This window comes from Leptospira kmetyi serovar Malaysia str. Bejo-Iso9 (genome assembly GCF_000243735.2).
Lineage (GTDB): Bacteria > Spirochaetota > Leptospiria > Leptospirales > Leptospiraceae > Leptospira > Leptospira kmetyi.
The window spans coordinates 3,625,913-3,648,935 of sequence record NZ_AHMP02000003.1 but is presented as its reverse complement, the minus strand read 5'-3'; the positions used below and the strand labels follow the sequence as shown (position 1 = coordinate 3,648,935).

The following is a 23,023-nucleotide window of genomic DNA, read 5'->3' as shown; positions in this document are numbered from 1 at the left end:
TCCCGCTTTTTAATCCGTTTATAAGTGGTTTATCATGCCCTCGGGGTAAGGCGTTTTTTCGTTTTCGGAGGATTTAAAGATTCTTCCGACAAACGTTCCTCTTAAAATTCCGCTTGCATAAAAAATCGAACAAGGTTCGCCGAGTAAACACGAACGGATCAATTCTCCTCGACGAGTTTGATTCTTTCGATAATTCTTGTCTTGTATGGAACTGAGCTTTCCTTCTCCCGGAAATCCTATCTTCGATTACGTTCTTCTTCCTTGTTTTATTTTTCTTTCGAGAGTGACCGACGTATCGATCGGAACGATCCGCGTCATTCTTCTTACCCGAGAAAAAAAAGCCATCGCGGCTTCTCTCGGATTTTTGGAAGTTCTTCTTTGGGTGATCGTAATCACTCAGGTCATTAAAAATCTCAACAACGTGTTTTGTTATCTCGCATACGCGGGCGGTTTTGCGACGGGAACTTTTATCGGAATGTTTCTCGAAGAAAAATTGGCCATCGGCTTTTCTCTTTTGAGAATCATCTCTCCTCAAAACGGACAAGAGATCGCGAACAAACTTTCCGAAGCGGGTTATCGGGTCACGACGATGGACGGACAAGGAAGCCGCGGCCCCGTGAAAATCGTTTTTACGGTTTTAAAAAGAAAGAAGATTCTTCACGCGATGAAAATCGTCAAGAATGTGGAGCCGGACGTTTTCTATTCGATCGAAAACGCCCGAAGCACAAATACGTCGGTGTCCGAAGATTCCCCAGGACTTCTCCGAAGAGGAATCCTGGAAAGAATTCTCAAGGTTAGAAAGTAGGATTTTCGTTTAAGGTCGTTCTATACTGGAATTTTAACGTAGAGTTTTTTGATTTCTTTTTGGATGAATTTCGGAAAGTTCATCTGATACTCGTTGATCAGAAGTTTCCAATCGTCTTTCCGGATGAATTTTCTGCAGCTCGCCGATCCGCAACCGCACTCGAAGGTTTGATCGAAGTTCACGATAAAATTCGCGTAGTCGATGGTAAGTTCCTCGCCTTCACGGATTTCACGTTTCGCTACGATGTTGTCGTCCTGATCGTACCACATATTCGGATCACAGGAATGATTCATGAAGTTGGAATGGTTGATTACGAACTGATCGCTGGTAGGTCCGGTTACTAAACCGAAGTCCACGTCGTATCCGTATTTCATGAAGATGTCCTTTTCGGAATCGGGAAGCGACTCGGCTTCGTCGACCGTCAGAACTTTCCAGCCAAATTCTTCGTCCTCGATCCACTCGCTGTAGCTGAACAGCAAAGTTCCTTTGGGGATGTTCTTCGTTGCGAAGGTTCCGTTCTCCCCGAATTTGTTGATTCGTTTCTCGATCATGCAGAAGATCCCTGCGTTTATCGCCAATGGCAAAATTTTTATCTATCAAGAATGGTATAAAAAAAACTTCAATTAAAATACTAAATTCGAGTAATATTTAATGCGAGTCTCCGCTAGCGGTCCTTGAAAAAAAAATCCCATTCCGAAAACGTAAATAAATTTCCTAAGACCGGCCTTCGAGCAAACCTCCGGGAATCCAAGTCTCCAAAGGAGAATCTCCTTCTTCCGCTTGAGGCAAATCCTTTCTTAAAACCTTAAAGTTCTTTCCGCCCATCTCCACGACCAAAGAAGACTTGTGAAAGAGCCAGTTCCGATTTCCGGATCTTTCGAGGTTAGACTGCGCTTTGCCGGTCTCTAAAAAACACAAGACCGAGAATCGATCTCCGATTCTTCCTTTGAGAAGTTCCACTTGTTCTTCGAAGTCCCTTCCCTTCTTATCCTTGGGAGAAGATCCGAAGTCCACGAAGATCGGAAGAATTTTTTCTCCCTTGGGAATTCTATCCGAAAGAAGAAAGTCCCCCGCCTTCAAAACGGAGTCCGTATGAAAGAAAACAGGAGTCGAGGTTGAAATTTTCTGTTTGGAAGAAATTTTTGCGAGAGTGTGAAGCCTCTCAAGATGGATCGAAGCTTCGGGAAAGATAAGAACGGGATAGACCTTCTTACGATTGAGTTTCTTTTTCCAACGCAACAACAAGTTGCTCTTTGCTTGGGTCGGATCTAAAAGTGTGATTATCAACATGATCGATTTCGACGTTTCCGTTTTCCGAATCCGAGTGCGGGTTCTAAAATACCTATCGGCGGAACTTAATGTATGTTTAGCTATTTATTAATGCGACATCGGAACCACAACTTAATTTTTTAAGACGAAACCCTTTTTGAAAAGGGAACGGGTTTTTGTAAAACGCCTCGAATTGGCGATTCGGTTAAGAATTTTAACACTTTCCAAGGGAGAATTTTCAGCGATGTCTTTCTTTAAAAATCAAAAACAAGAAGAAGCCCCCGATACGATCGCACATCTTTATCTCAATCCGGAGAATTCCTCCTGGGCCAACTTCGGTTATTGGAAGAACACGAACGATTATCCCGAGGCTTGTAAAACGTTAGCGATTCTTCTCGGCAAGAAGGCGAAACTCGAACCGGGTCTTAAGGTTTTGGACTTGGGCTTCGGTTGCGGAGATCAATTCTTCGTATGGAAGGAAGAATTCTCCGTGGACTTTTCCGATCTTACCGGAGTCAACTCGTCCGCGGTCCAAGTGGAATTTGCAAAAAATCTGATAGACTTGCGGGCGGATTCTTCCCCGAAACTGATCTGCGCTCCGATCGAGAAAACGATCGTCTCATTTACGCATCAGTCCTTTGATAAGATTCTTTGTCTGGACAGCACTGTTTTCTTTACGGACCGAAAAGAATTTTGCGAACAAGCCTTTCGAATTTTGAAACCCGGCGGGGCTTTGATCTCCGCCGAGTTGATCTTGAAGAATTCCAAACTCGGTTTGTTCGATTCTTGGTTGAGGGATCGGATCTGCGCGTTAAGTTCCATCCCGAAAAAAAATCGGGTCACAACTGATTCTCTTTCTCAAATCTTAAAGTCTTCCGGGTTTGTCGTAGACGGTTTCGATTTTTTAGAAACGGAAATGTTCTCGGGGTTTTCGAATTTTCTGAAACACAAGACGAAGGATGCGAAGATTCCCAAAAAAATCGCGCGTAAGTACGCGGCCTTCGCGGATTTTCTCGGCGGCCCGAGGATGAGCCGCTACTTTCAGTTCGTTTTGTATGCGGCCGTGAAGCCGAAGACGAATTAGATTCTTACGAGCGTAACGAATTCTCAACCCAACGAGTCACATCCAAAGAGGTGGAAACGCCCGCTTCCAAAAGAGGAATTCCATATCTTGCATACGATCCGCAGAACCAAACCTTTCTTCCCGGTTGTTCCTGAAGCGACTTGAGTTCGTCGATGGTCCTTTGATTTTTGAGATCGATGATCGGTCTTTCGAATCTGGATCTTGAAATCAGGGTTCCTTGTTTCGGTTCTTCCAATGGATTCCAGGTTTGAAAGATTTCGGCCTTCCCGATTTCGGGAAGAACCTTGTTCAGACGGATCGTAGCCGATGGTTTGTCCGTTTCGGGCGAAAGAGTAAAACAAAGAGGCGCCCAATGTCTTTTTTTGTTGGGCATAAAGGAAGAATCCGTGTGCATCAGAATTTCCGATTCTTCGTAACGAAAGGCTGCGAGAAGTTCCTTTTCCCTTTGCATCTCGTCCGGTAAAAGTTCGATCGCCTGGTTGGCCGGAGTTGCGACCACGACCCGATCGAATTCTTCCCTACCTTGGTCGAAGGAAACAAAAACTTTTTTACCGTTGAGTTCGATTTTTCTGGGATTGGATTTCAATCGAACCTCTTTGGCTTTGACGGAAAGTCTTTCGGTGATGTCCCTCGTTCCGTGGCTCGCGGTTAAAAAACGAAGAAACTTCAAACCCCGCGCGTGATAACGGATCACCGCTTCCGCCGGATAATTTTTGGCGCTTTTGAGAGTGCAGGTGTTGATCGTCGCAAACATCGGAATCAGATATTTTTCCTCGAAGGCTTTCGAATATCCGAACCTTTGCAGAAACGCGGAGATCGTAAGTTGTTCTCCTTTGAGAGATTCCCATTGATTTGCGGATTCTCCGTAAAACCGAATCGAATCCGAAAAGATTTTTCTGGATTCTCCGCTTTGAAAACAAACCGGAGAAACGAACGGATAAAAATTTCCGCCGAGTCCGAATGTGGAGAATTGAAAGTAAGTCGAGCCGTCCCTTTCGCTGAGTGAAAAGGAATAATCCACGGGTCTGAATTCGATTCCCGCTTCGTTGTACATTTCGATCAGACAAGGATAATAATTTTGTTTGAAAGCTCGGAAAGGAACGTCGAATCGAAAGATCTTATCCTTTAACGCGACATCCGTTCCGTGCGCGTCCATTCCCGGAAGAGAATGACGTTCGATCAAAACCACTTCGTGTTCTTTACTCAGATACCAGCAAGCGCTGAGTCCCGCGATTCCACTTCCTAAGATTGCGATTTTCATATTTCGTTTCTTAGAATTAGATTCTCCGAAAGAAAACATAGGAATTTTTTTCTTTCGAAATGAAAAACATATAAACAAGAGTTTGTTTCGTATTCCTAGTGTAACCGATCCGTTAAGGGATCGAATTTCATTCCGGGAGGGTCGGAATGTTCCACTCTAAAGTTTTGTTTTCATTTTTCCTTTCGTTGTTCTTTTTTTCCTCTTTGTTCGCGGTTCCTAAAACGGAAAAGGCCACGTTTGCGGGCGGTTGTTTTTGGTGTATGGAGGGTCCCTTCGAATCTCTTCCCGGCGTGATCTCCGTAACATCTGGTTATTCCGGCGGAAAGGAAGTGAATCCGACATACGAAGACGTAGGTTACGGAAGAACCGGTCACAGAGAAAGCGTTCAGATCGAATTCGATCCGTCCAAGATTCGTTACGCGGATCTCTTAAAAGTTTTTTGGAAACAGATCAATCCCACGGACAACGGAGGTCAGTTCGCGGATCGAGGCAATCAATACAGAACCGGAATTTTTTATCACAACGATTCTCAGAAAAAAGCGGCGGAAGAATCCAAACAAGAGATCGCACAATCCGGAAAATTCTCCGCTCCGATCGTGGTGGAAATCATTCCTTTTACCGCGTTTTATCCGGCCGAAGGTTATCATCAAAACTACTACAAAACGAACCCCGATCATTATAAGGCGTATCGTAAAGGTTCGGGAAGGGAAGCGTATCTCGAAAATCTCTGGGGCAAACACTGACAAAAGTCGGGCGACTTTGTTTCTCCGCGCCGTTCACAACGCATGAAAAGGAGAACGGATTCCGGATTTTACGCGCGATCCGCGACCGTTTAAAATAAAACGGACCGGAATCCTTTCGGACCCGATCCGTTCTTTATAAAATTCTAATATTTAAGAATGTCGCTTAACAAAGACGAATCAAAAACATCGTAAGCCTTTGCAGTTTGTCCCTGCCCTGACCCGGTTCCTCCAAATCCTTTTCGATCGTTTTTCTGTAAATCGCCTTGAGGTGGTTCTTTAGAGTTCCTGAATGTACGCCCAACTGACGGACGAGATTGTCCCTCGTCTGGCCGGCAACGAGAAGTTCGCAGATCTTCGCTTCCTGATAGGTAAGACCGTATTCTTTTTGAAGTTTCGGGAAAAGGGATTCTCTGATTTTACCGCTTTGAACCGCCTCGGTCGAAACGAAACTTCCTTGGGAAGAAATCGCCGTCGCCGATCCGTTCGAAGGTAGATCCACTCTACATAAGAAATTTGAAATATTCCCGGTCTCGTCGCGAAGCGGAGTGATTCTTTCCTTCCAGGAAATCGTTTCCCCCGAACCATTTCGGTTTAAAAAATCTCCTTCGTATTCCTTTCCGGAAAGAATGGTTTTCCAAAGCTCTTCGTAAAATTCGGAACCGTGCGTTCCCGATTGAAATACTTTCGGATTTTTTCCGATCAATTCGTTTCGTTTATAACCGGAAAGATTCTCGAAAACCGGATTGATATATTCGATCGTTCCGTCCCGATCCGTGATGAACATCGCGTGAGGATATTGATAAAAGTAAGAAGTTAATATCGAGGAAAGATTCGTTTTCCCCGCGCCTTCTCCGTTTTGATTTTCAACACACATAAAGATTCTCCCTATCCCTTAAGAGATAAACGATTCTCCTTCGTAAAGAACCGTCATAAACATACCTAAGTATTCATACCAAGTCTTGGATCCGTCAAACCTAAGCGGCCTCCGAATGTCCTTTCGAGGATTGATAAAAATCAGGAAAACGGATTAGTTAGGTAATAGACGATTTTTTAGGACCGCCGATATTCGGCCAAATCGAGAGGAAACGATGAAAGAATGTACGATGCCGAAAAAGAATCTCATAGGAGTCGGAAGCCGCACTAAAAACGCGGACGAGATGGGAGCCGACGGAAAAATCCCGGAAGTCTGGGGAAAATTCTTTCAAGAAGTATTACCAAAGGTTCAGAACGCGGGAGATTCCATCTACGCGGTATATTCGAATTACGAAAGCGACGAGAACGGAGAATATTCTTACTTTATCGGAATTCCATCGGACGAAAAAGGTTCCTTTGAAACGTTTCAATTACCGGAAGGAAATTATTTGGAACTGAACACCGCATCGGGAAAAAGCCCCGATATCGTGATTCAACTTTGGCAGGAAGTATGGGCGAACCAAGATCTGAAAAACAAACGCGCCTTTGCGGTGGACTACGAAATCTATCCGATGGATTTCACCGCGACTCCGGAAACACAAGTGAAGTTATATCTTTCCGAAAAAAGATAAACCCGATCGGCGGAACGCTTCGGGTTCGTCGACGGACTTGAAGCGTTCTTTTTGAACCGAAGAATTTTGAATTTCAATTTTCAAGATCCAATCGTTAAGCGAAATTGGTCCTATGGCAGACCTTCAACTGGTGATCGGAGATAAAAAATTCTCCTCTTGGTCCTTGCGGCCTTGGATTCTATTAAAAGAAAGTAAAATACCTTTTACCGAAATTTCTCTAACGTTGAACACACCCGAGTTTTACGAAAAGATAAAACTCTATTCGAACGCGGGCAAGGTTCCGGTTCTAATCGACGGCGACGTCAAGGTCTGGGACACTCTGAGCATCGTTGAATATTTGGCGGAAACCTTTCCCGAAAAAAATCTCTGGCCGAAAGACAAGGCCGCGAGGGCTTTGGCTCGTTCCATCGCTGCGGAAATGCATTCCGGTTTTTCCGATCTAAGAAAGAATTTATCGATGAACATCGTGGAAAAACTCCACGGCAAAACGTTTCCGGACGAAGCGTGGAAAGATATACGAAGAATCGAATCCATCTGGAAGGAATGTCTGACCGTTTACAAAGGACCTTTTCTTTTCGGGAAAGAATTTTCGATCGCGGACGCTTTCTACGCGCCCGTTGTGGGGAGATTTCTCACATACGGAATCGAACTCGGCCCCGAAGCCTCCGGTTATATTTCCAAGATCAGCAATCTTTATTCTTACAAAGAATGGGTGGACGGAGCCTTAAAAAAATAACGAATCAGAAGATTAGAATTTTTTAATTTTCTAATCTTCCGTTTTTCTTTTTATTTTGTATCGTTTATTTTCTCTGCAGTCGGAGCGCGTTTAAAACGACCGAAACCGAACTGAGAGCCATCGCTCCTCCCGCGATCCAAGGCGCCAAAAAACCCGCGGCCGCGATCGGAATTCCGAGAGCATTGTAGAACAAGGCCCAAAACAAATTCTGACGGATATTGTAAACGGTCTTTCGACTCATCGCAAAAGCGTGCGCGATCGAAATCAAATCCCCGTTCATGATGACCACGTCCGAAGATTCCATCGCGACGTCGGTTCCGGTTCCCATCGAAATTCCGAGATCCGCGACGGCTAAAGCGGGAGCGTCGTTGATTCCGTCTCCGACCATCGCGACAACCTTACCCGAGTTCATCAGATTCTTAACCTCGTTCGATTTTCCTTCGGGAAGAACTTCGGCTAACACGTGTTTAATGCCGCAACTCTTCGCGACCGAATTCGCGGTTCTTCGATTGTCTCCGGTGATCATATAAATTTCCATACCGAGGGATTTTAATTTTTCGATCGCGATCGGAGTGGAATCCTTGATCGTATCCGCCAAAGAAAGAATCGCGGAATGGATTCCGTTTACGCTCAGATGAACCACGGTCGAACCTTCCGATTCCCTTTTTTGTTTTAGTTCGAGCAGTTCCGGTTTTAAATCGATTCCTCTTTCCCGAAACAAACGATCCGTTCCGATCAAAATATTTTTTCCGTCGACGATCGCGGAAACTCCTCCACCGGGAATCGTTTCAAAACGTTCCGGAATCGAAAGGGAAATTCCTTTTGTTTTTGCGAACGCAACGATCGCCTTGGAAAGAGGATGTTCCGAGTTTTGTTCCGCAGATGCGGCCAGAGCCAGATAAGAATTCTCCTCCGTCGAGTTTAAACTTTCCAAACGTTTCAGAACCGGTTTTCCGTAAGTCAGAGTTCCCGTTTTATCGAAAACGATCGTTTTCACTCTATGAGCAATTTCTAATGCTTCCGCGGTTCTAAACAAAACGCCTAACGTTGCCGCCTTGCCCGAACCCGCGAGAATGGAAACCGGGGTCGCCAAACCCAAGGCGCACGGACAAGCGATCACAAGAACCGCGATCGCCTTTTCCAAAGCTCCCGCAAAGTTCGAAGGATCCAACCAAACGTACCAAAGAACCCAAGTGACGATCGAAAACAAAATCACAACGGGAACAAAGATTCCGGAAATCCGATCCGCGATCCTCTGGATCGGAGCTCTGGAACCTTGCGCCTCTTGAACGACTCGAATGATTCCCGAAAGTAAAGTGTCCTTTCCTACTTTGGAGGCTCTAAGTTTTAAAATTCCGTTTTGGTTGAGAGAACCGCCGAATAAAGAACTCGAAATCGTTTTTTCCACGGGAATACTTTCACCGGTTAACATCGATTCGTCGACGGACGAGTTTCCTTCTTCCACGATTCCGTCCACTGGAACGGTTTCACCCGCCTTAACCAAAAGAAGATCGCCAGGTCTCACCGCGAGCAAAGGAATCTCTTGGATTTCTCCGTCGCGGATGATATTCGCGTTTTTCGGTTGCAAACCGACGAGGGATTGAATCGCTTTCGAAGACTTTCCCTTTGCGATATGTTCCAAAAATTTTCCGAAAAGAATCAAAGTGATCAAAACGGAAGAAGTTTCGTAATAAAGCGAAACGTCCCCGTGATGATGCGCGCCGAAGGTAAGAATCGATTGATACGCGCTGTAAAAATACGCCGCCGAAGTTCCCAACGCAACGAGAACGTCCATGTTCGCGCTTCCGTTTTTTAAGGCTCGAAACGCGCCTTTGTAAAAGGAAGCTCCGATCCAAAATTGAACCGGAGTCGCCAACGCGAATTGAAGCCAAGGGTTCATTAGAAAAGTCATATATTCGGAAAGTTGATTCTTCCCGAAGTGTCCGATCATACTCAAAAGGAGAGGAAGGGACAAAACCGCGGAAACCGCGAGACGAACTTTCAAGTTTTTGAATTCTTTTTCGTGCGCCTTTTCCGTTTCGCCGTGAAGCTCCAACTCTTCGTGAACGAGAGCGCGATAACCGAGAGAATCCACCTTATCCAAAAGGATCTGTTCGTCTACGGAAGAATCGAACTCCACCTTTGCGGTCTCCATCGCGAAGTTGACCCTCGCGTCCTTAACACCCGGAACTTTTTTAAGACCTTTTTCGATTCGAAGCGCGCAGTTCGCGCAGGTCATACCGATCAGATCGAGCGTAACGCCTTCCGACGGAGAATCTTTCACGGAACTCATTTGACTTCGCCCGGAGTATAACCTTCTTCGAGAATCGCGGCCTTAACCTTGGACAATTCCTCCGAAGTTCCCTCCCCTTGATAAACGACTTCCTTGTTTTCCAAACTTGCCTTCCCCGTTAATCCGACTTCCTTAAGAGCGGATTCCACCGTTTTCAAACAGTGCGCGCAGGTCATACCTTCCACGGATAATTTAATCTCTTTCATAGTTTTCCTCCGATTTATTTAAGAATGCGATCCACGGTCGTCATAAACTCGTCCAGAATCTTGGAATCGTTCTGCTGAAATCTTTCGACAACGCAGGTTTGGATATGGCTTTTGAGAAGGGTTTTCGAAACGCCGTCCAACGCCGACTTCGTGGAAGACAACTGATTCAAAACGTCGTCGCAGTATTCTTCCCTTTCGATCATTCCTTGGATTCCTCGGACCTGCCCTTCGATTTTTTTCAACCGGAGAATCAGATTCTCCTTAACCTTCGGATCCGAATGAAGTTTGTGTTTCGGTTTTGTCATTACCATACCCCCCTATACTATAGACTTTTTAAAACGAAATCGGATTCCGAGAAATTCTTTTTTTAATAAAAAACGTTTCGATTTTGAATTCATATACTTATTTTTTGTTTACTATTTTTATATTTAGCATATTCTTACCTTGGTAAGAATATGATCGAAAAACCCAAAATCAACCGGGGAACCCAATCCAAAATCCCGGGACGTTTCGAATCCAGAACCAGAGAAGCCGATCCGGAATTCGAAGAGGATAGAATGTCGCCTCAAACCGTTCTGATGGAAGAAAAGGCCAAAACGATCGTTTCCGAAAACGACGTCCCCGATTTGTATTTTACGAAATCCATCAATCCATATCGAGGATGCGAACACGGATGTATCTATTGTTACGCGAGACCGAATCACGCGTACGTGGATCTTTCACCCGGAATCGACTTCGAAACCAAAATCTTCGCGAAGAAAAACGCACCCGAACTTTTACGAAAATATCTTTCCAAACAAAAGGGAGAAGTCCATACAATTCAGCTCGCGGGCGTTACTGATATTTATCAACCTGCGGAAAGAAAATTGGAAATCACGAGAGAACTTTTGAAAGTGTTTCTCGAGTTCAAACAACCGGTCGCGATGATCACCAAATCCTATTTGGTCACGCGCGACTTGGATCTTTTGGAAAAACTCGCATCCGAAAATTTAGTGAAGGTTTTCATAAGCGTCACAACCCTCGATTCCGAGTTGTGGAAAAGAATGGAACCCAGAACCGCAAGTCCCGAAAGAAGACTCGAAGCGATTCGAAAACTTTCCGAAATCGGAGTTCCGACCGGAGTGATGGCCGCTCCGATGATCCCCGGACTGAACGATATAGAACTGGAAAGAATATTAGAAAATTCTAAAGCATCGGGGGCAAGAAGCGCCGGGATGGTTTTTTTAAGACTTCCCTACGAGGTCGCGCCTTTGTTTATCGATTGGCTGGAAAAGAATTATCCCCTGAAAAAGGACAAGGTTGAAAATTTAATACGACAAGCCCGAGGCGGAAAACTCTACGATTCCGATTATAAAACCCGGATGATCGGAAGCGGAAATTACGCCGAAATGCTTTGGAAACGTTTTTTAACCGCGCGAAAGCGCCTCGAGCTGGAGGACAGAATGTCTCTGAACAAAAATCTTTTCCGTATTCCGGACATTTATCGAATTCGCTTAACAAAGGGAGAATCCCTGATTCCGGGACTCGGGTGACATAGATAAAGAATTCTTTCTAATTCTTTGACAAAAACTTTGTTCTGAACCTGCTCCCCATCCACTTCGCTTAACAATTTTCGGAAAAACAAAGATAACTAACAACGTTTTATAGAAACTCGCCTCGTCTTAGCTGATGATTTGTAAAATCGAGGAGTTATTTTTTATTCTACCCGTTATTTAAAAAAGATTTCAGTTGGACTTGACTAAACTCGCGTAAGTTTTGAACAATGCTGCGGAACTCCTTCCTAAATTATATATCAGGAGAATAGTGAAGAGAATGAAAAACAAAAGAACGAAGAGCATAGGGTTGATTTTATGCGCCCTATTGTTTACGGCAGGATCGCTTTCTGCTCAGACTTACACCGTGTTCGTTCACGGAAAGTCCGATCAGAATCACAACGGCACAGGAACAACCGACGTGAACAACTACTGGGGAACAAGTGTAAATTCCGTTTCCGGAGCTAAGGTATTCGTCGGATACGACGGAACCTCCGATCCGAGAACTTACGGAACCGCTCGTGCGCAAACCAACTTTACGACCGTGATGAACACGTATTGCAAGGGATCCAATTCCTGCAAAATCGTTTGTCATAGCGCGGGTTGTTACGTAACCGAGTACTGGTTGGCAAACCTCGGAGCGACCGCTTCAAGCAAAGGTTATAACATCACGAAAGTAACCGCATTAGCGGCGGCTTCCGGCGGATCGGAACTTGCTTCCGCGCTGAACGGAGCGACTTTCGGATTTGCAGGAAACGCGATGGACAAATCTCTGATCGTTTCCACCGCAAGAGGAGCTTACAACCACAACAACACGGGCGGAATTACGTTCTACCAAGTTCCGGGTTATAAGGGAATGGCGGGAGCTTCTTTGATTCTTCCGGGCGAAGACGATTACGCGGTTGCGTTCCATTCTTCCTGCGCTTACAACAAGTCGGGCGGACTCAGCCAGTGCCAGTCCACTTTGACTCAAAGCGAAGGAGTTTGGCCGTTCAACTCGAACGTAACCTACACGCAGTTTCAAGGACATACCAGAGCGCCTTCCGTTGGAGCTTCCGGTTTGTATCTGAATCACAGCGAACTTAAAAACGAGGGCTGGAGATAATTCTCCGATTCGTTTTTTAAGAAAAAAAATCCCGCTCCTACGAGCGGGATTGCCTCTCGACCGAAACCCGGTCAAACTAAACATTCCAATTTTAGAATATTCTTATCTTTCCATACTTTCCAATTCCTTGATCCTTCTCTGTTTTTCGTTGCTGTCCCAGAGTTTGGAAGTGAATTGTTTCACGTCGTAGAACTTCGTTTTAAAAAAATCCTTATAAGGAAGAATCAATTCCCGATCGGGTTCCACCGTTTTAGCCGCTTGAATCTTTTTCAAACCCGCTTCTCCCTGACTGAACCATTCCGGATCGATCGCAAGATTTACCCGATGACCTCTTACGTCCGTCAATACGTAAGGCCCGTCCAAACCGGAATCGCGTATTAGCTTTCCGTAAAATAAGAATTCCGCCTCTCCGTAACCCGATGGAAGTTTGGAATCGAAGGAAGCCCAGGCGATGTATTCTCCGGTTTCCGCGTGTTTTAAATTTCCTTCGAGATGATAATTCCCCGCCTTATAAACGTTCACGCCTACACGAACTACGAGCGAACCGTCGCTGGTCGTATCCGAAAACGCTCCGCTCAACTCGGCCGGTTTTCCCGGAGAAGAATAGAACGAAATGTTCAGCTTTCCCGTTTTCTTAAAGCCGGAAGCGTATCTGAATTCCACTTCCAAAATCATATCGCCCCAATCCTTCCCGGTCGGTTTCCATTGAAAGGTATAAAGCAAATCCTTGGCGAGATCGTCCCCGTTTACTCCGTTGTCTCCGTAGTCCGGACTTAAGGCTCCGAATTTTTCGCCGTCGAACTCTCTCCAAATACGGGCGCCTTTGATGTCGACAGGAATCCGTTTTCCTTCGGGCCCTCTGCATTCGAACGTTATGCGCATTTGATCCTGAGATCCGATCACAGCCCAAGTAAGAGGTTGTAATTGACAGGTATAACCGTTCGCTTCTTTCGAGTCCGCGGAATCCGCCATCGGAATCGCGGACGTTTGTATGTAGAATGGTTTGATCAAATCCTCGTTGTATTTGGTGAGAGGTCTCGAGTTTGGAGGATATTGAGACCATTCTTTATAATCTTCTAATATTCTTTCTATGGGAACGGAATCGTCTATGTCCTGTAAGGTGCCCCCCGAACCTCCGGAATCAAAGGCGCTGCCCGAACCGCCCGGCGGAGAATTCTTCGCCATTCTTTCCGCTCTTTCTTTCTTTTCCGATTCCGACTCGAACCAAGATCCCCCTCTTTCTTCCGGCCAGAAAACGAACACCGTTAGAATTAAGATCACTGACACAATCAGCCCATAGATCACATATTTATTTCCCGTTTTCATGAATTCTTCTTCCTTTACTCCCAGAAAAGAGCGACTAACGCATTTCAATTCTCATTTTTGGGAGAACAGGGTAAATTCTCCCCAAGCAAGGGCAATCACATTTGTCTTTATTTATAATTAGCGTTTTTTTAAATTAATTATTTTATTTTGTCCGTTATTTATAAAATTCGCTACTTGCACTTGACTTAAAATCAAAAGAGTCAAATCTTTAGAGCGGGAGAAGATCTCTTCTCTCCAAAGAAATGGAGAATAGTGAAAAATGATGAGAAATTGGAAAACAAAGCGAATGATGGGACTGGCCCTCTGTGTGTTTCTTTTTGCGGGAGCTCTTTCCGCTCAAACTTATACCGTGTTCGTTCACGGAAAGTCTGACAAGAACCACAACGGAACCGGAACTGTGGATGTGAATAATTACTGGGGAAGCAGCGTAAATTCTGTTTCAGGAGCTAAGGCGTTTGTGGGTTACGACGGAACTTCCGATCCAAGAAGTTACGGAAGCGCGAGAGCGCAAACCAACTTTACGACCGTGGTGAACACATATTGCAAAGGTTCAAACTCTTGCAAGATCGTTTGCCATAGCGCGGGTTGTTACGTAACCGAGTATTGGCTTGCTAACTTGGGAGCGAGCGCTTCCAGCCGCGGATATAACTTCACAAAAGTTACCGCTCTGGCTGCCGCGTCCGGAGGATCCGAACTTGCTTCGGCTCTGAACGGAATCACTTTCGGGTTTGGTGGAAACGCGATGGATAAATCCCTGATCGTTTCTACTGCAAGAGGAGCATACAATCACAACAACACTGCGGGTGTTACCGTATACCAGGTTCCTGGATATAAGGGAATGATCGGAGCTTCTGCAATTCTTCCCGGTGAAGACGACTACGCGGTTGCTTTTCATTCTTCCTGCGCTTACAACAAGGCGGGCGGCGTGAGTAAATGCCAGTCTTCCCTGACACAGAGCGAAGGAATCTGGCCCTTTAACTCGAATGTAACTTACACTCAGTTTCAGGGACATACAAGAGCTCCTTCCGTTGGAACTTCAGGATTGTATCTCAACCACAGTGAGTTAAAAAACGAAGGCTGGAGATAATCCGCTTTCGATCGATACGCGCAATTCCGCTCCAGCCCGAGCGGGGTTGCCCTGATCGGAACGAAAAAGAATTCGTTGGCGTCTATTTCCTAAAACCCTCCTCAAGTCGGAACGTTTACAACTATATTATGAAATTTGCAAATACATTCCTTTCTACGAGTTTTTGCGGTTTCGCGACGATCGCCGCATTCTCCTTATCCTCTTGTTCGTTTTTGACGTGGAAGAATTCTTCCCTGTCCTTGGAAAGGGGCTGGTCTTCCTCCGGAAAGGAAGTGGTACAATTGGAAACCCTCTACGAAGAAAAGGATTCTTGGAATCCTCTCATGGGAACCACTCTCAAAAGAAATTATCATTCCGTAATTCGAATCTTCGATCCGATTCGATCCTCGCAACCCGTGGAACAAATTCGGTTTTCATCCTGGATCTTACCCGGTACGGTTTATTACCATTCCGATACGAAGTCCGTTTATTGGATCGGCGGAAAGGACGACGAATACGGAAGTTATTCTCGGATTCCATCCGGGATCAACACGATCCATCAAAAAGAATTCGTTTTGTCTTCTTATCTCGAACCCGGTCAGATCGCAATTCAACTGATTCCTTCCCCGGATGGAAATTCTTTGGCGCTTGTGGCGGCGGTTCTGGACAACGATCTTGAATTTTTAAAACCCCAACTTCTATGGTTGAGTAAGAATGGAGATTCGGAATTTAAAGCGACTTCAAAAACCGATCTTCCCGAGTGGAAGGAAACGCCGGTTCATAAAATCAGATGGGCTTCCAAATCGGACAAAATCTATATTCAAGTTTCTGAATCCGTTTTCGTTCTTTCCAAAGAAAAGAATCGTTTGGAAAAAGCGACCGAGTTCCCGGTTTGTTTTACTCCCGCGACCTCTTTCGGTCCCGTCGGAATCAGCCCGTCCGACGAAAGCCCTTCTCCAATGGAAAAGAATCCTCAAAAAACCTTTTCCGATTCTCCCAAAACCAAAAACGTCCGGCAAATCCGGGATTGCAGCGGCAAATAAGACGAAACAGTCCATTAGAATTTTAGATGATTCTAATATATCTTCGTTTCAGGAGCCTTGTAATTTTAGAATTTGCGTGCAAACGCACCTTTCACATCACGAACGTTCGATATAATATTATATAAACGGAAAATAATTTCCGTATAAGTGCCGTTCATTTTTATTTTTTTACTTGATCGATTCCTCCCTCGCGTTACGTTCCACTGCGTTTCGAATTGAAAATAAATAAGGTGAAGAAAATGAGAAAAGTGAATTTAAGAATTTTGTTAGCGTTGACGTTTTTAATAACGAACGTTACGTATGCTTCCGGTGGAGGGTCTTCCAGCAAACCTCTTTCCGGCAGTTATCCGATCGTCCTGGCTCACGGGACTCTGGGTTGGGGAAACGGCTCCACGATCACCGACTATTGGGGTGGAAATGCCGCTTACTTAAGAAACCAAGGTGCAACCGTTTTTACTCCGACGGTTACTTCGCTTGAATCCAGCTCTGCAAGAGCGACTCAGCTCAAAACTCAAATCTTAGCGGGACTTGCAGCAAACAATTACACCGGAAAGATCCATCTCATCGGACATTCTCAAGGTGGATTGGATTCCCGTTATATGATCGCAAACCTCGGAATGGCGAGCAAGATCGCTTCCTTGACCACTCTGAATACTCCGCACTACGGAAGTCCGATTGCGAACATTATGTATTCCGTAATTCCAAGTTGGGCTTTGCCTTACGTTTCCACGATCGTTGGAACCGTAGTTCAAGTCGTTCTCGGACAATCCAATCAAAACGCCGCGGCGGCTTTGAAGATGTTTACTACGGCTAATCTTCAAACCTTCAACGCAAACACTCCGAACAACGGTTCCGTGAAGTATTTCTCGTACGGTTCCACGATTTCGATTCCGGATCTGATCCAACATCCTCTGATGGGATTGTTGCAACCGATCTGCGCGATCGGAGGACCTTTCTACGGATTGAGCATTGCGAACGACGGTGTGGTTCCCGATTCTTCCCAAAGATGGGGAACTTGGAAAGGTGGCCCTTCGATTCCTCTTTTGACAACCGGGATCGATCACCTCGAAGCGCCTAACACGCTTTATCTGGGTCAACTCTGGTATGATTCCAACGCTTATTTCTTGAAAATGGCGTCCAACGCAAAATCGAATCAGTAATCAATAGCATTCGCATTTCAGAATTTGCACTCAAGGGAGAATGGCGTCGTCCTCAATCCTCAATCGATGACCTGGTTCTTCCGAGAGAAAACGTAGATCAATTCCTCTGATTTTTCGCGCCCGTGGTTCCGAATGCCACGGGACGTCTTTTCGGATGTTTTCGAATCCGCACTACCGCAAAGAAAAAATTCTTCCTCTTAAAAAGAATCCGCGCATACGTCCCCGTCAATCCACGACTTCGACATTGATTAGAAAGCATATTTTACTTTTAGAATATACAGCTCTAAGAATATTCTAAATCTATTTTATATAACGGACGTACGTTATCGAATAAAATTTATACGCAAAATCATGTCGCTTTACATTTTATTCTTGAACGCCGTTCGTTCTTTTGTATTTTGCTTTCTGCGCTCATAAGGAGCGCATGAGGTAAATACAAATGAAAAGTGTGATGAGAATATTAAGTGTTTCGCTTGTTTTTCTGTTAACAAGTGTGTTGTCCGCATCGGGTGGAGGTTCTTCCAGCAAACCTCTTTCCGGTAGTTATCCGATCGTTCTGGCTCACGGCCTGTTTGGTTGGGGAAACAATTCTACCGTGATCGACTATTGGGGCGGAAACGCGGCGTATCTGACCGGTCAAGGTGCGGTCGTTTTAACTCCGTCCGTTACTGCTTTGAACTCAAGTGCAAGCAGAGCCGCACAATTAAAAACCGCAATTCTTACGGCGATGGCCGCGAACAATTATACCGGAAAGGTTCACGTCATCGGGCATTCTCAAGGCGGACTGGATGCACGTTATATGGTTTCCAACCTTTCCATGGGTAGCAAGGTTGCGACCGTGACTACTCTCAACACTCCGCACTACGGAAGTCCGATTGCGAACATCGTTTTGACGGTGATTCCAAGCTGGGCTCTTCCCTACGTTTCCACGATTATAGAAGCGATTGCGGGTGTGGTTTACGGGGATTCCAGCCAAAACGCAACGGCAGCTTTAAAATTGCTCACAACCGACGGAGCAAAGACGTTTAACGCTTCCGTGCCGAACGTTTCCGGAGTGAAGTATTTTTCTTACGGTTCAACCATCACCGTGGCCGATCTGATTCAACATCCAGCGATGGGATTGTTACAACCGATCTGCGCGATCGGAGCTCCTTTCTACGGAATGAGCGTTGCGAACGACGGTGTGGTTCCCGATTCTTCTCAAAGATGGGGAACTTGGAAAGGTGGACCTTCGATTCCTCTTTTGACGACGGGGATCGATCACCTCGAAGCGACAAACGCGCTGTATCTAGGTCAACTCTGGTATGACACGAACGCTTACTTTTTGAAAATGGCGTCCAACGCAAAATCGAATCAGTAATCCGTTTAAAACTTCCCGAGAACGGCTTCGGTTTCGGGAAGTTTCGTGGATCGTCGCTTAAATATTAGAATATTCTAATTTTCTGAATTCTTTTCTATCCAATAGTAAAAAACCGGAAGAATCACCAGAGTCAAGATCGTGGACGAGACGATTCCTCCGATCACCACCGTCGCCAACGGTTTCTGCACTTCCGATCCGAGTCCGCTTCCGAAAGCCATCGGTATAAAACCGAAAGAGGCCACCAAAGCCGTCATGATCACGGGTCGAATCCTGCTCGTCGCCCCTTCCAACACCGCGTCTCGTACCGAAAGATTTTTTTCCTCTCGGATTCTATGAATCGTATCGAGTTTCACGAGTCCGTTTAAAACCGCGATTCCGGATAACGCGATACATCCGACGAAAGCGGAAACGCTTAGATCCATTCCTCTTAAAAAGACAAACCAAATCCCTCCCGTTAATGCGAACGGAACGCAGAAGAACACGAGTAAGGCTTGTCGAACCGATCGAAGTCCGAGATATAAAACCACGAAGATCATCAAAAACGTAGCGGGAAGAATCACGGATAGTTTTTCCTTCGCCTTCGCTAAGTTTTCGATTTGTCCTCCCCAGAAAACCGAATAACCGTTCGGAATATGAATGCCCGAGATTTTTTCCTTGGCTTCGGAATAAAAACCTTCGAGATCTCTTCCGCGAAGATTGACCGAAACGGCGACGAATCTTCTGGACTTATTCCTGGAGATCGTCATGACCTTGTCTTTTTTTTCGATCGACGCGAGTAACTTGATGGGAATCATTCCTCCGTCCGCGGTTCCAACTCCTATGTTCGATATTTCGGATTCTCTGTTTCTAAAGTCCTCGGAGAGCCATATTTTAATCGGAAATCGAACCTCTTCCTCGTAATATCCTCCGAGTTCGAACCCGCTCATGGAAGCCTCGACCACGCTGTTGAACAACGGAAGAGATACATTATAATATTTTAATTTACTCGGATCGGGGGATATGTCGATCACAGTCGACTTTCTCAGAGCCATGATCGGATCGAGTTCCACCTCGGCAGCGCCGGGAATTTTGTGTAGGGTTTCCTTTAAGGCTCCTTGGAGATCCAAAAGAGTGTTTAGGTTTTTACCGAGAATTCGTACGCTGATATCCGCTCGACTTCCTTCGAGAAGTTCGTTGAATCTCGCTTCCAAAGGTTGGCTGAGAGTCAGCTCCGAACTCGGAAATCGATCCTGAACCTTTTGATGAATTCGGTTTAAAAAATTCTCCCATTGGTCCGGTTTCATCAAGTCGTTTAACGATTCTTTTTTTAAAACGATAAACGTATCCGCGTTAAACGTCCCCATCGGATCGTTCGCGACGGAGCTCGTTCCGATTCTCGAAAAAACGCTTTTGACCTCGGGCATTCCCATCAAAAGAGTTTCGACTTCCTTTTGTTCCTTCAAACTCTCTTCCGTGCTGATGTCGCCTTCCCGTACGACTACGAGCATCAAATCGCCTTCCATCAACTTGGGAAGAAAGACGGTTCCCATTCTCAAATAGATTAACAAGGTAAGAATAAAAAACGCGAGAGATCCGAGTATGATCGGTTTCGGTTTGTCGAGCAAAGTCGGAAGATAGGTTTCATACAACGCGACGATTTTTCCCTTTTTGATCTTTTCGTTCGCCTTATGACCGTTTGTCGGCCTGATAAAAAAATACAAAAGCGGAGGTAGAAAAAACACGGCCAACAAAAGGCTGAACCCGAGAGCCAACAAAACTGTTTCGGCCATAGGACGAAACATCTTCCCCGGTATTCCGTCTAACGTTAAAATCGGAACATAAACGAGCATAATCACGACGACCCCGAACGAAACCGGTTTTAATACCTCCAAGGACGCGCTTAGAATCGTTTTGATCTTCTCTTCTTTGCCGATAATATTCTCCCTTTCGAATCGAGTCAGAACGTTTTCGGTGATCACGATCGACGCATCCACGAGAAGACCGAAGTCGATCGCTCCCAAACTCATGAGATTGGCGGAGATGCCGAAAATTTTCATAAAGATCGCGGTCAACAACATCGATCCCGGTATGATCATCGCGACGATGATCGAAGCCTTTATGTTGAAGAGAATAAAAAACAAGGTAAGCACGACCAAGATCGCGCCTTCGGAAAGATTTCGAAGTACGGTCCGGATTGTGGAATGAATCAGAAAGGATCTTTCGAGTAAGACCCGAACCTGAACGTCTTCGGGTAAATTCAGATTGGAAACGGCCTTGTTCAAATCCGCGTTGACTTGATAACTGTTTTCTCCGCGCAACATCATCGCGGTTCCCAAGACGATTTCCTTTCCTTCGGAACTTGCGCCGCCTAATCGTTGTTTGCCGTGTTCCTTTACTTCGGCGATGTCCCCGACCCGGATCGGAGCGCCCGTCAACGTTCTTCGTACCGTTACTTCGGAAAGGGAATTTAGATTCTTTTTGATTCCATAGGCTCGAACGATCGCGACCTTTCCCTCGTTTTCGATAAAACCTCCGCCGAAACTTTCTCCGATCGTGGACAATTCTCCGATCAACTGATCGATCGTGATTCCCCAGGTCTTCATCTTGGAAGGATTCAGATCGATATGAATTTCCTTTTCGTATCCTCCGTTGGAATCCACCTCCACGATTCCGGGAACGAGCGCCTTCAACTGCGGACGAACCGTATAATCCTGAATCGTTCTCAGATAAAGCAAACGATCCTTTTCGGGAACCGATGCGAGTTTGCTTCCCGGTTTCGCTTCGACCGTATAAAAGAAAATCTCTCCGAGTCCGGTCGTGTTCGGTACGATCGTGGGCGCGATTCCTTTCGGAAGTTTTTCCTTTGCGCTTGCGATTCTTTCCAAGACCATACTTCGAGCCTGATATATATCGGTGTTCTCCTTAAAGATCAAAGAAATATTAGATAATCCGAATTTAGATACGGAACGAACGTCGATCAGATTAGGCATTCCCATCAACTCGGTTTCGAGAGGAAAGGTGACCACCTTCTCCACTTGCTCGGGATCCAAGGAACCGGTCTTGGCGATCACGATCACCTGCGTATTCGTGATGTCCGGAACCGCGTCGATAGGAACCTCCTTCAAGGTGAAGAAGGAATAAACGAACAGAGAAAAAACGATTCCCGCGGAGAGAATCGGATTATTTAAGCTGATATTCAAAAGTCTGGACAGCATGTTTAAAAGTTCCTATGATTTCTTTTTCGTTGGTGATATGGAGAAGGTTGAGCAGAGCCTCGATATGTGCGATCTGCGCGTCCAAAATCGCGTGATGCGTTTCGTGAAGCTGATTCTCCAGTTCGAGATAACTCATCATCAGAATTCTTCCCTTTTTAAATTCAACGTCCGCGTAGATCAGATCGTTCTCGATGTCGTCTAACTTGGAAAGGTTGAACAGTTTAAGATTAGTCTTCGATTGTTCGTAATCCAGATAGGCCTGTTTGAACGCGGTCTTAACGAGATTCTCCTGATGATGAAGAATTCCCTGTTTGGATTTTACGTTCACTTCGGCGGCGGAAATCTTATTCTGAAACTGATCCCATACCGGAATCCTAAATTTTAATCCGACGTCGTAAAATCGGTTGGCAACCCCCGATCTATCCTCTCCCACCTGACTGATGATGGAATAGTCCGGATATTTTTCCAAGTTCGCAAGATTGAGTTCGGTCTTTGCCTTTTCGATCTCACCTTTCGCGGCCATCAACGTTAGGTTTTGGGATACGGCCTTGGTTTGAAGTTCGTTAAAATCGAACTTAACTCCCTCGGAAAAAAAAGGGATCCTCAAAGAAGGCACCGCTTCCAACATCAGATACAAATTCATCGCTTCGTATTGTTTGTTCGCATCCAATTCAAGATCGTTGAAATGTTTTCGAAGAGCCAACACTCTTCTCTGAATGATGAACAGATCCGTCTTCGCCTGAGGAGTGATAAACGGTCGCGCCCGGATATAACTTTCCAAGATCGACAATCTTCTCAGACGTTCCTTAACGTGATTTTTTTTACCGGCGGAAACCAAATAACGATACGCGAACTTGACCGCGTTAAACCGAATCGAGTTACTCGCTTCCGCAAGTTGAATCTCCTTAATTCTCGAATCGTTATCCACGAGAAGTTGACGGAGTTCCTTTCTTCCCGGAAAATACACGGGTTGTTCGAATTGAAGCGCGTATTCGGAACCGATTTGATTCGCGGCGCTTCTTTGTCCGTAATCCAAAGTCATCAAAGGATTCTGCGTCTTACCCTGTTGTTTGCGCTGATAAAAAAGGGATTCCAGATCCGCGTTCAACGAAAGAAGCAAGGGAGAATTTTTTTCCGCCAGACCCACGATGCCTTGTACGTCCAACTCGGAACGAGACTGAGCCTGAGTTCGCTTAACAAAATCCGAAAAAAGAAACAAGAATACACAGGTCGCAAAAATCGCGGAACGGAAAATCCAGCTTTTCGCTCCCGCAAATACTTTATAAATAATGAATA

21 protein-coding genes are annotated in these 23,023 nt (G+C 45.4%); 11 read left to right on the top strand and 10 right to left on the bottom strand.

Annotation, left to right across the window (positions count from 1 at the left end):
• The first annotated feature begins 205 nt into the window (after nt 1–205).
• A complete protein-coding gene (locus tag LEP1GSC052_RS19530; protein WP_020986047.1) occupies nt 206–805 on the top strand; it encodes a DUF2179 domain-containing protein in 600 nt (199 codons plus the stop codon).
• Nucleotides 806–825: 20 nt separating this feature from the next.
• On the opposite strand, the gene LEP1GSC052_RS19525 is transcribed toward LEP1GSC052_RS19530, so the two are convergent.
• Together LEP1GSC052_RS19525 and LEP1GSC052_RS19520 are read right to left on the bottom strand one after the other, a co-directional pair.
• The gene (locus tag LEP1GSC052_RS19525; RefSeq protein WP_010575988.1) at nt 826–1,356 is read right to left on the bottom strand and encodes an SET domain-containing protein; all 531 of its coding nucleotides are present in this window, start codon (nt 1,354–1,356) and stop codon (nt 826–828) included.
• 163 nt (nt 1,357–1,519) lie between these two features.
• The gene (locus tag LEP1GSC052_RS19520; protein WP_010575989.1) at nt 1,520–2,095 is read right to left on the bottom strand and encodes a hypothetical protein; all 576 of its coding nucleotides are present in this window, start codon (nt 2,093–2,095) and stop codon (nt 1,520–1,522) included.
• A gap of 223 nt (nt 2,096–2,318) precedes the next feature.
• Here LEP1GSC052_RS19520 and LEP1GSC052_RS19515 point away from each other — a divergent pair, with 223 nt between their 5' ends.
• Nucleotides 2,319–3,158, top strand: coding sequence for a class I SAM-dependent methyltransferase (locus tag LEP1GSC052_RS19515; protein ID WP_040913751.1), 840 nt, complete (start codon nt 2,319–2,321; stop codon nt 3,156–3,158).
• Between the two features lie 4 nt (nt 3,159–3,162).
• Here the strand turns inward: LEP1GSC052_RS19515 and LEP1GSC052_RS19510 are convergent, their stop codons facing one another.
• Entirely contained in the window at nt 3,163–4,419 is a 1,257-nt protein-coding gene (locus LEP1GSC052_RS19510) for an NAD(P)-binding protein (protein WP_040913750.1), read from the bottom strand.
• Nucleotides 4,420–4,565: 146 nt separating this feature from the next.
• Here LEP1GSC052_RS19510 and msrA point away from each other — a divergent pair, with 146 nt between their 5' ends.
• On the top strand, nt 4,566–5,162 hold the full coding sequence (gene msrA / locus LEP1GSC052_RS19505) for a peptide-methionine (S)-S-oxide reductase MsrA (RefSeq protein WP_020986195.1): 597 nt from the start codon (nt 4,566–4,568) through the stop codon (nt 5,160–5,162).
• Nucleotides 5,163–5,325: 163 nt separating this feature from the next.
• Here the strand turns inward: msrA and LEP1GSC052_RS19500 are convergent, their stop codons facing one another.
• The gene (locus LEP1GSC052_RS19500; RefSeq protein WP_010575992.1) at nt 5,326–6,036 is read right to left on the bottom strand and encodes a PAS domain-containing protein; all 711 of its coding nucleotides are present in this window, start codon (nt 6,034–6,036) and stop codon (nt 5,326–5,328) included.
• A 214-nt stretch (nt 6,037–6,250) separates the two neighbouring features.
• On the opposite strand from LEP1GSC052_RS19500, the gene LEP1GSC052_RS19495 reads away from it, so the two are divergent.
• Both LEP1GSC052_RS19495 and LEP1GSC052_RS19490 read left to right on the top strand, forming a co-directional pair.
• Nucleotides 6,251–6,706, top strand: a complete 456-nt coding sequence (locus tag LEP1GSC052_RS19495; RefSeq protein ID WP_020985606.1) for a GyrI-like domain-containing protein — start codon at nt 6,251–6,253, stop codon at nt 6,704–6,706.
• 112 nt (nt 6,707–6,818) lie between these two features.
• Entirely contained in the window at nt 6,819–7,442 is a 624-nt protein-coding gene (locus tag LEP1GSC052_RS19490; RefSeq protein WP_010575994.1) for a glutathione S-transferase family protein, read from the top strand.
• 64 nt (nt 7,443–7,506) lie between these two features.
• Here LEP1GSC052_RS19490 and LEP1GSC052_RS19485 read toward each other — a convergent pair whose 3' ends face one another.
• Genes LEP1GSC052_RS19485 through LEP1GSC052_RS19475 form a run of 3 tightly spaced genes read right to left on the bottom strand, consistent with a single transcriptional unit; the run spans nt 7,507 to nt 10,246 of the window.
• Nucleotides 7,507–9,735, bottom strand: coding sequence for a heavy metal translocating P-type ATPase (locus LEP1GSC052_RS19485; protein WP_010575995.1), 2,229 nt, complete (start codon nt 9,733–9,735; stop codon nt 7,507–7,509).
• Nucleotides 9,732–9,941, bottom strand: coding sequence for a heavy-metal-associated domain-containing protein (locus tag LEP1GSC052_RS19480; RefSeq protein WP_010575996.1), 210 nt, complete (start codon nt 9,939–9,941; stop codon nt 9,732–9,734). Before LEP1GSC052_RS19480 ends, LEP1GSC052_RS19485 begins: the two co-directional genes overlap by 4 nt.
• A 14-nt stretch (nt 9,942–9,955) precedes the next feature.
• Nucleotides 9,956–10,246, bottom strand: a complete 291-nt coding sequence (locus LEP1GSC052_RS19475) for a metal-sensitive transcriptional regulator (RefSeq protein WP_010575997.1) — start codon at nt 10,244–10,246, stop codon at nt 9,956–9,958.
• A 150-nt stretch (nt 10,247–10,396) separates the two neighbouring features.
• Here LEP1GSC052_RS19475 and LEP1GSC052_RS19470 point away from each other — a divergent pair, with 150 nt between their 5' ends.
• Nucleotides 10,397–11,473: a PA0069 family radical SAM protein gene (locus LEP1GSC052_RS19470; protein WP_010575998.1), complete on the top strand. Its 1,077-nt coding sequence runs from the start codon at nt 10,397–10,399 to the stop codon at nt 11,471–11,473.
• Between the two features lie 280 nt (nt 11,474–11,753).
• Entirely contained in the window at nt 11,754–12,578 is an 825-nt protein-coding gene (locus tag LEP1GSC052_RS19465; RefSeq protein ID WP_010575999.1) for a hypothetical protein, read from the top strand.
• A gap of 102 nt (nt 12,579–12,680) precedes the next feature.
• On the opposite strand, the gene LEP1GSC052_RS19460 is transcribed toward LEP1GSC052_RS19465, so the two are convergent.
• Nucleotides 12,681–13,904, bottom strand: coding sequence for a hypothetical protein (locus tag LEP1GSC052_RS19460; protein WP_020986788.1), 1,224 nt, complete (start codon nt 13,902–13,904; stop codon nt 12,681–12,683).
• Nucleotides 13,905–14,166: 262 nt separating this feature from the next.
• Here LEP1GSC052_RS19460 and LEP1GSC052_RS19455 point away from each other — a divergent pair, with 262 nt between their 5' ends.
• The 4 genes from LEP1GSC052_RS19455 to LEP1GSC052_RS19440 all read left to right on the top strand — a co-directional run bounded on the left by LEP1GSC052_RS19455 (nt 14,167) and on the right by LEP1GSC052_RS19440 (nt 18,533).
• Entirely contained in the window at nt 14,167–14,991 is an 825-nt protein-coding gene (locus tag LEP1GSC052_RS19455) for a hypothetical protein (RefSeq protein WP_040913748.1), read from the top strand.
• A 128-nt stretch (nt 14,992–15,119) separates the two neighbouring features.
• On the top strand, nt 15,120–16,013 hold the full coding sequence (locus tag LEP1GSC052_RS19450) for a hypothetical protein (RefSeq protein WP_010576002.1): 894 nt from the start codon (nt 15,120–15,122) through the stop codon (nt 16,011–16,013).
• Between the two features lie 239 nt (nt 16,014–16,252).
• Complete coding sequence (locus LEP1GSC052_RS19445) at nt 16,253–17,173, top strand: lipase family alpha/beta hydrolase (protein WP_010576003.1); 921 nt, start codon at nt 16,253–16,255, stop codon at nt 17,171–17,173.
• A 439-nt stretch (nt 17,174–17,612) separates the two neighbouring features.
• Nucleotides 17,613–18,533, top strand: a complete 921-nt coding sequence (locus tag LEP1GSC052_RS19440; protein ID WP_010576004.1) for a lipase family alpha/beta hydrolase — start codon at nt 17,613–17,615, stop codon at nt 18,531–18,533.
• Nucleotides 18,534–18,607: 74 nt separating this feature from the next.
• Here LEP1GSC052_RS19440 and LEP1GSC052_RS19435 read toward each other — a convergent pair whose 3' ends face one another.
• Both LEP1GSC052_RS19435 and LEP1GSC052_RS19430 read right to left on the bottom strand, forming a co-directional pair.
• Nucleotides 18,608–21,727, bottom strand: a complete 3,120-nt coding sequence (locus LEP1GSC052_RS19435) for an efflux RND transporter permease subunit (RefSeq protein WP_020986323.1) — start codon at nt 21,725–21,727, stop codon at nt 18,608–18,610.
• Complete coding sequence (locus tag LEP1GSC052_RS19430; protein WP_425268413.1) at nt 21,693–22,946, bottom strand: TolC family protein; 1,254 nt, start codon at nt 22,944–22,946, stop codon at nt 21,693–21,695. The genes LEP1GSC052_RS19435 and LEP1GSC052_RS19430 overlap by 35 nt, the downstream gene beginning before the upstream one ends.
• Between the last annotated feature and the right edge of the window lie 77 nt (nt 22,947–23,023).

Coding starts and splice junctions, on each gene's coding strand:
- msrA (WP_020986195.1), top strand. CDS start 4,566: ATGTTCCACTCTAAAGTTTTGTTTTCATTTTTCCTTTCGTTGTTCTTT.
- LEP1GSC052_RS19530 (WP_020986047.1), top strand. CDS start 206: ATGGAACTGAGCTTTCCTTCTCCCGGAAATCCTATCTTCGATTACGTT.
- LEP1GSC052_RS19500 (WP_010575992.1), bottom strand. CDS start 6,036: ATGTGTGTTGAAAATCAAAACGGAGAAGGCGCGGGGAAAACGAATCTT.
- LEP1GSC052_RS19460 (WP_020986788.1), bottom strand. CDS start 13,904: ATGAAAACGGGAAATAAATATGTGATCTATGGGCTGATTGTGTCAGTG.
- LEP1GSC052_RS19520 (WP_010575989.1), bottom strand. CDS start 2,095: ATGTTGATAATCACACTTTTAGATCCGACCCAAGCAAAGAGCAACTTG.
- LEP1GSC052_RS19465 (WP_010575999.1), top strand. CDS start 11,754: ATGAAAAACAAAAGAACGAAGAGCATAGGGTTGATTTTATGCGCCCTA.
- LEP1GSC052_RS19435 (WP_020986323.1), bottom strand. CDS start 21,727: ATGCTGTCCAGACTTTTGAATATCAGCTTAAATAATCCGATTCTCTCC.
- LEP1GSC052_RS19455 (WP_040913748.1), top strand. CDS start 14,167: ATGAGAAATTGGAAAACAAAGCGAATGATGGGACTGGCCCTCTGTGTG.
- LEP1GSC052_RS19470 (WP_010575998.1), top strand. CDS start 10,397: ATGATCGAAAAACCCAAAATCAACCGGGGAACCCAATCCAAAATCCCG.
- LEP1GSC052_RS19485 (WP_010575995.1), bottom strand. CDS start 9,735: ATGAGTTCCGTGAAAGATTCTCCGTCGGAAGGCGTTACGCTCGATCTG.
- LEP1GSC052_RS19475 (WP_010575997.1), bottom strand. CDS start 10,246: ATGACAAAACCGAAACACAAACTTCATTCGGATCCGAAGGTTAAGGAG.
- LEP1GSC052_RS19490 (WP_010575994.1), top strand. CDS start 6,819: ATGGCAGACCTTCAACTGGTGATCGGAGATAAAAAATTCTCCTCTTGG.
- LEP1GSC052_RS19510 (WP_040913750.1), bottom strand. CDS start 4,419: ATGAAAATCGCAATCTTAGGAAGTGGAATCGCGGGACTCAGCGCTTGC.
- LEP1GSC052_RS19515 (WP_040913751.1), top strand. CDS start 2,319: ATGTCTTTCTTTAAAAATCAAAAACAAGAAGAAGCCCCCGATACGATC.
- LEP1GSC052_RS19440 (WP_010576004.1), top strand. CDS start 17,613: ATGAAAAGTGTGATGAGAATATTAAGTGTTTCGCTTGTTTTTCTGTTA.
- LEP1GSC052_RS19525 (WP_010575988.1), bottom strand. CDS start 1,356: ATGATCGAGAAACGAATCAACAAATTCGGGGAGAACGGAACCTTCGCA.
- LEP1GSC052_RS19480 (WP_010575996.1), bottom strand. CDS start 9,941: ATGAAAGAGATTAAATTATCCGTGGAAGGTATGACCTGCGCGCACTGT.
- LEP1GSC052_RS19445 (WP_010576003.1), top strand. CDS start 16,253: ATGAGAAAAGTGAATTTAAGAATTTTGTTAGCGTTGACGTTTTTAATA.
- LEP1GSC052_RS19495 (WP_020985606.1), top strand. CDS start 6,251: ATGAAAGAATGTACGATGCCGAAAAAGAATCTCATAGGAGTCGGAAGC.
- LEP1GSC052_RS19450 (WP_010576002.1), top strand. CDS start 15,120: ATGAAATTTGCAAATACATTCCTTTCTACGAGTTTTTGCGGTTTCGCG.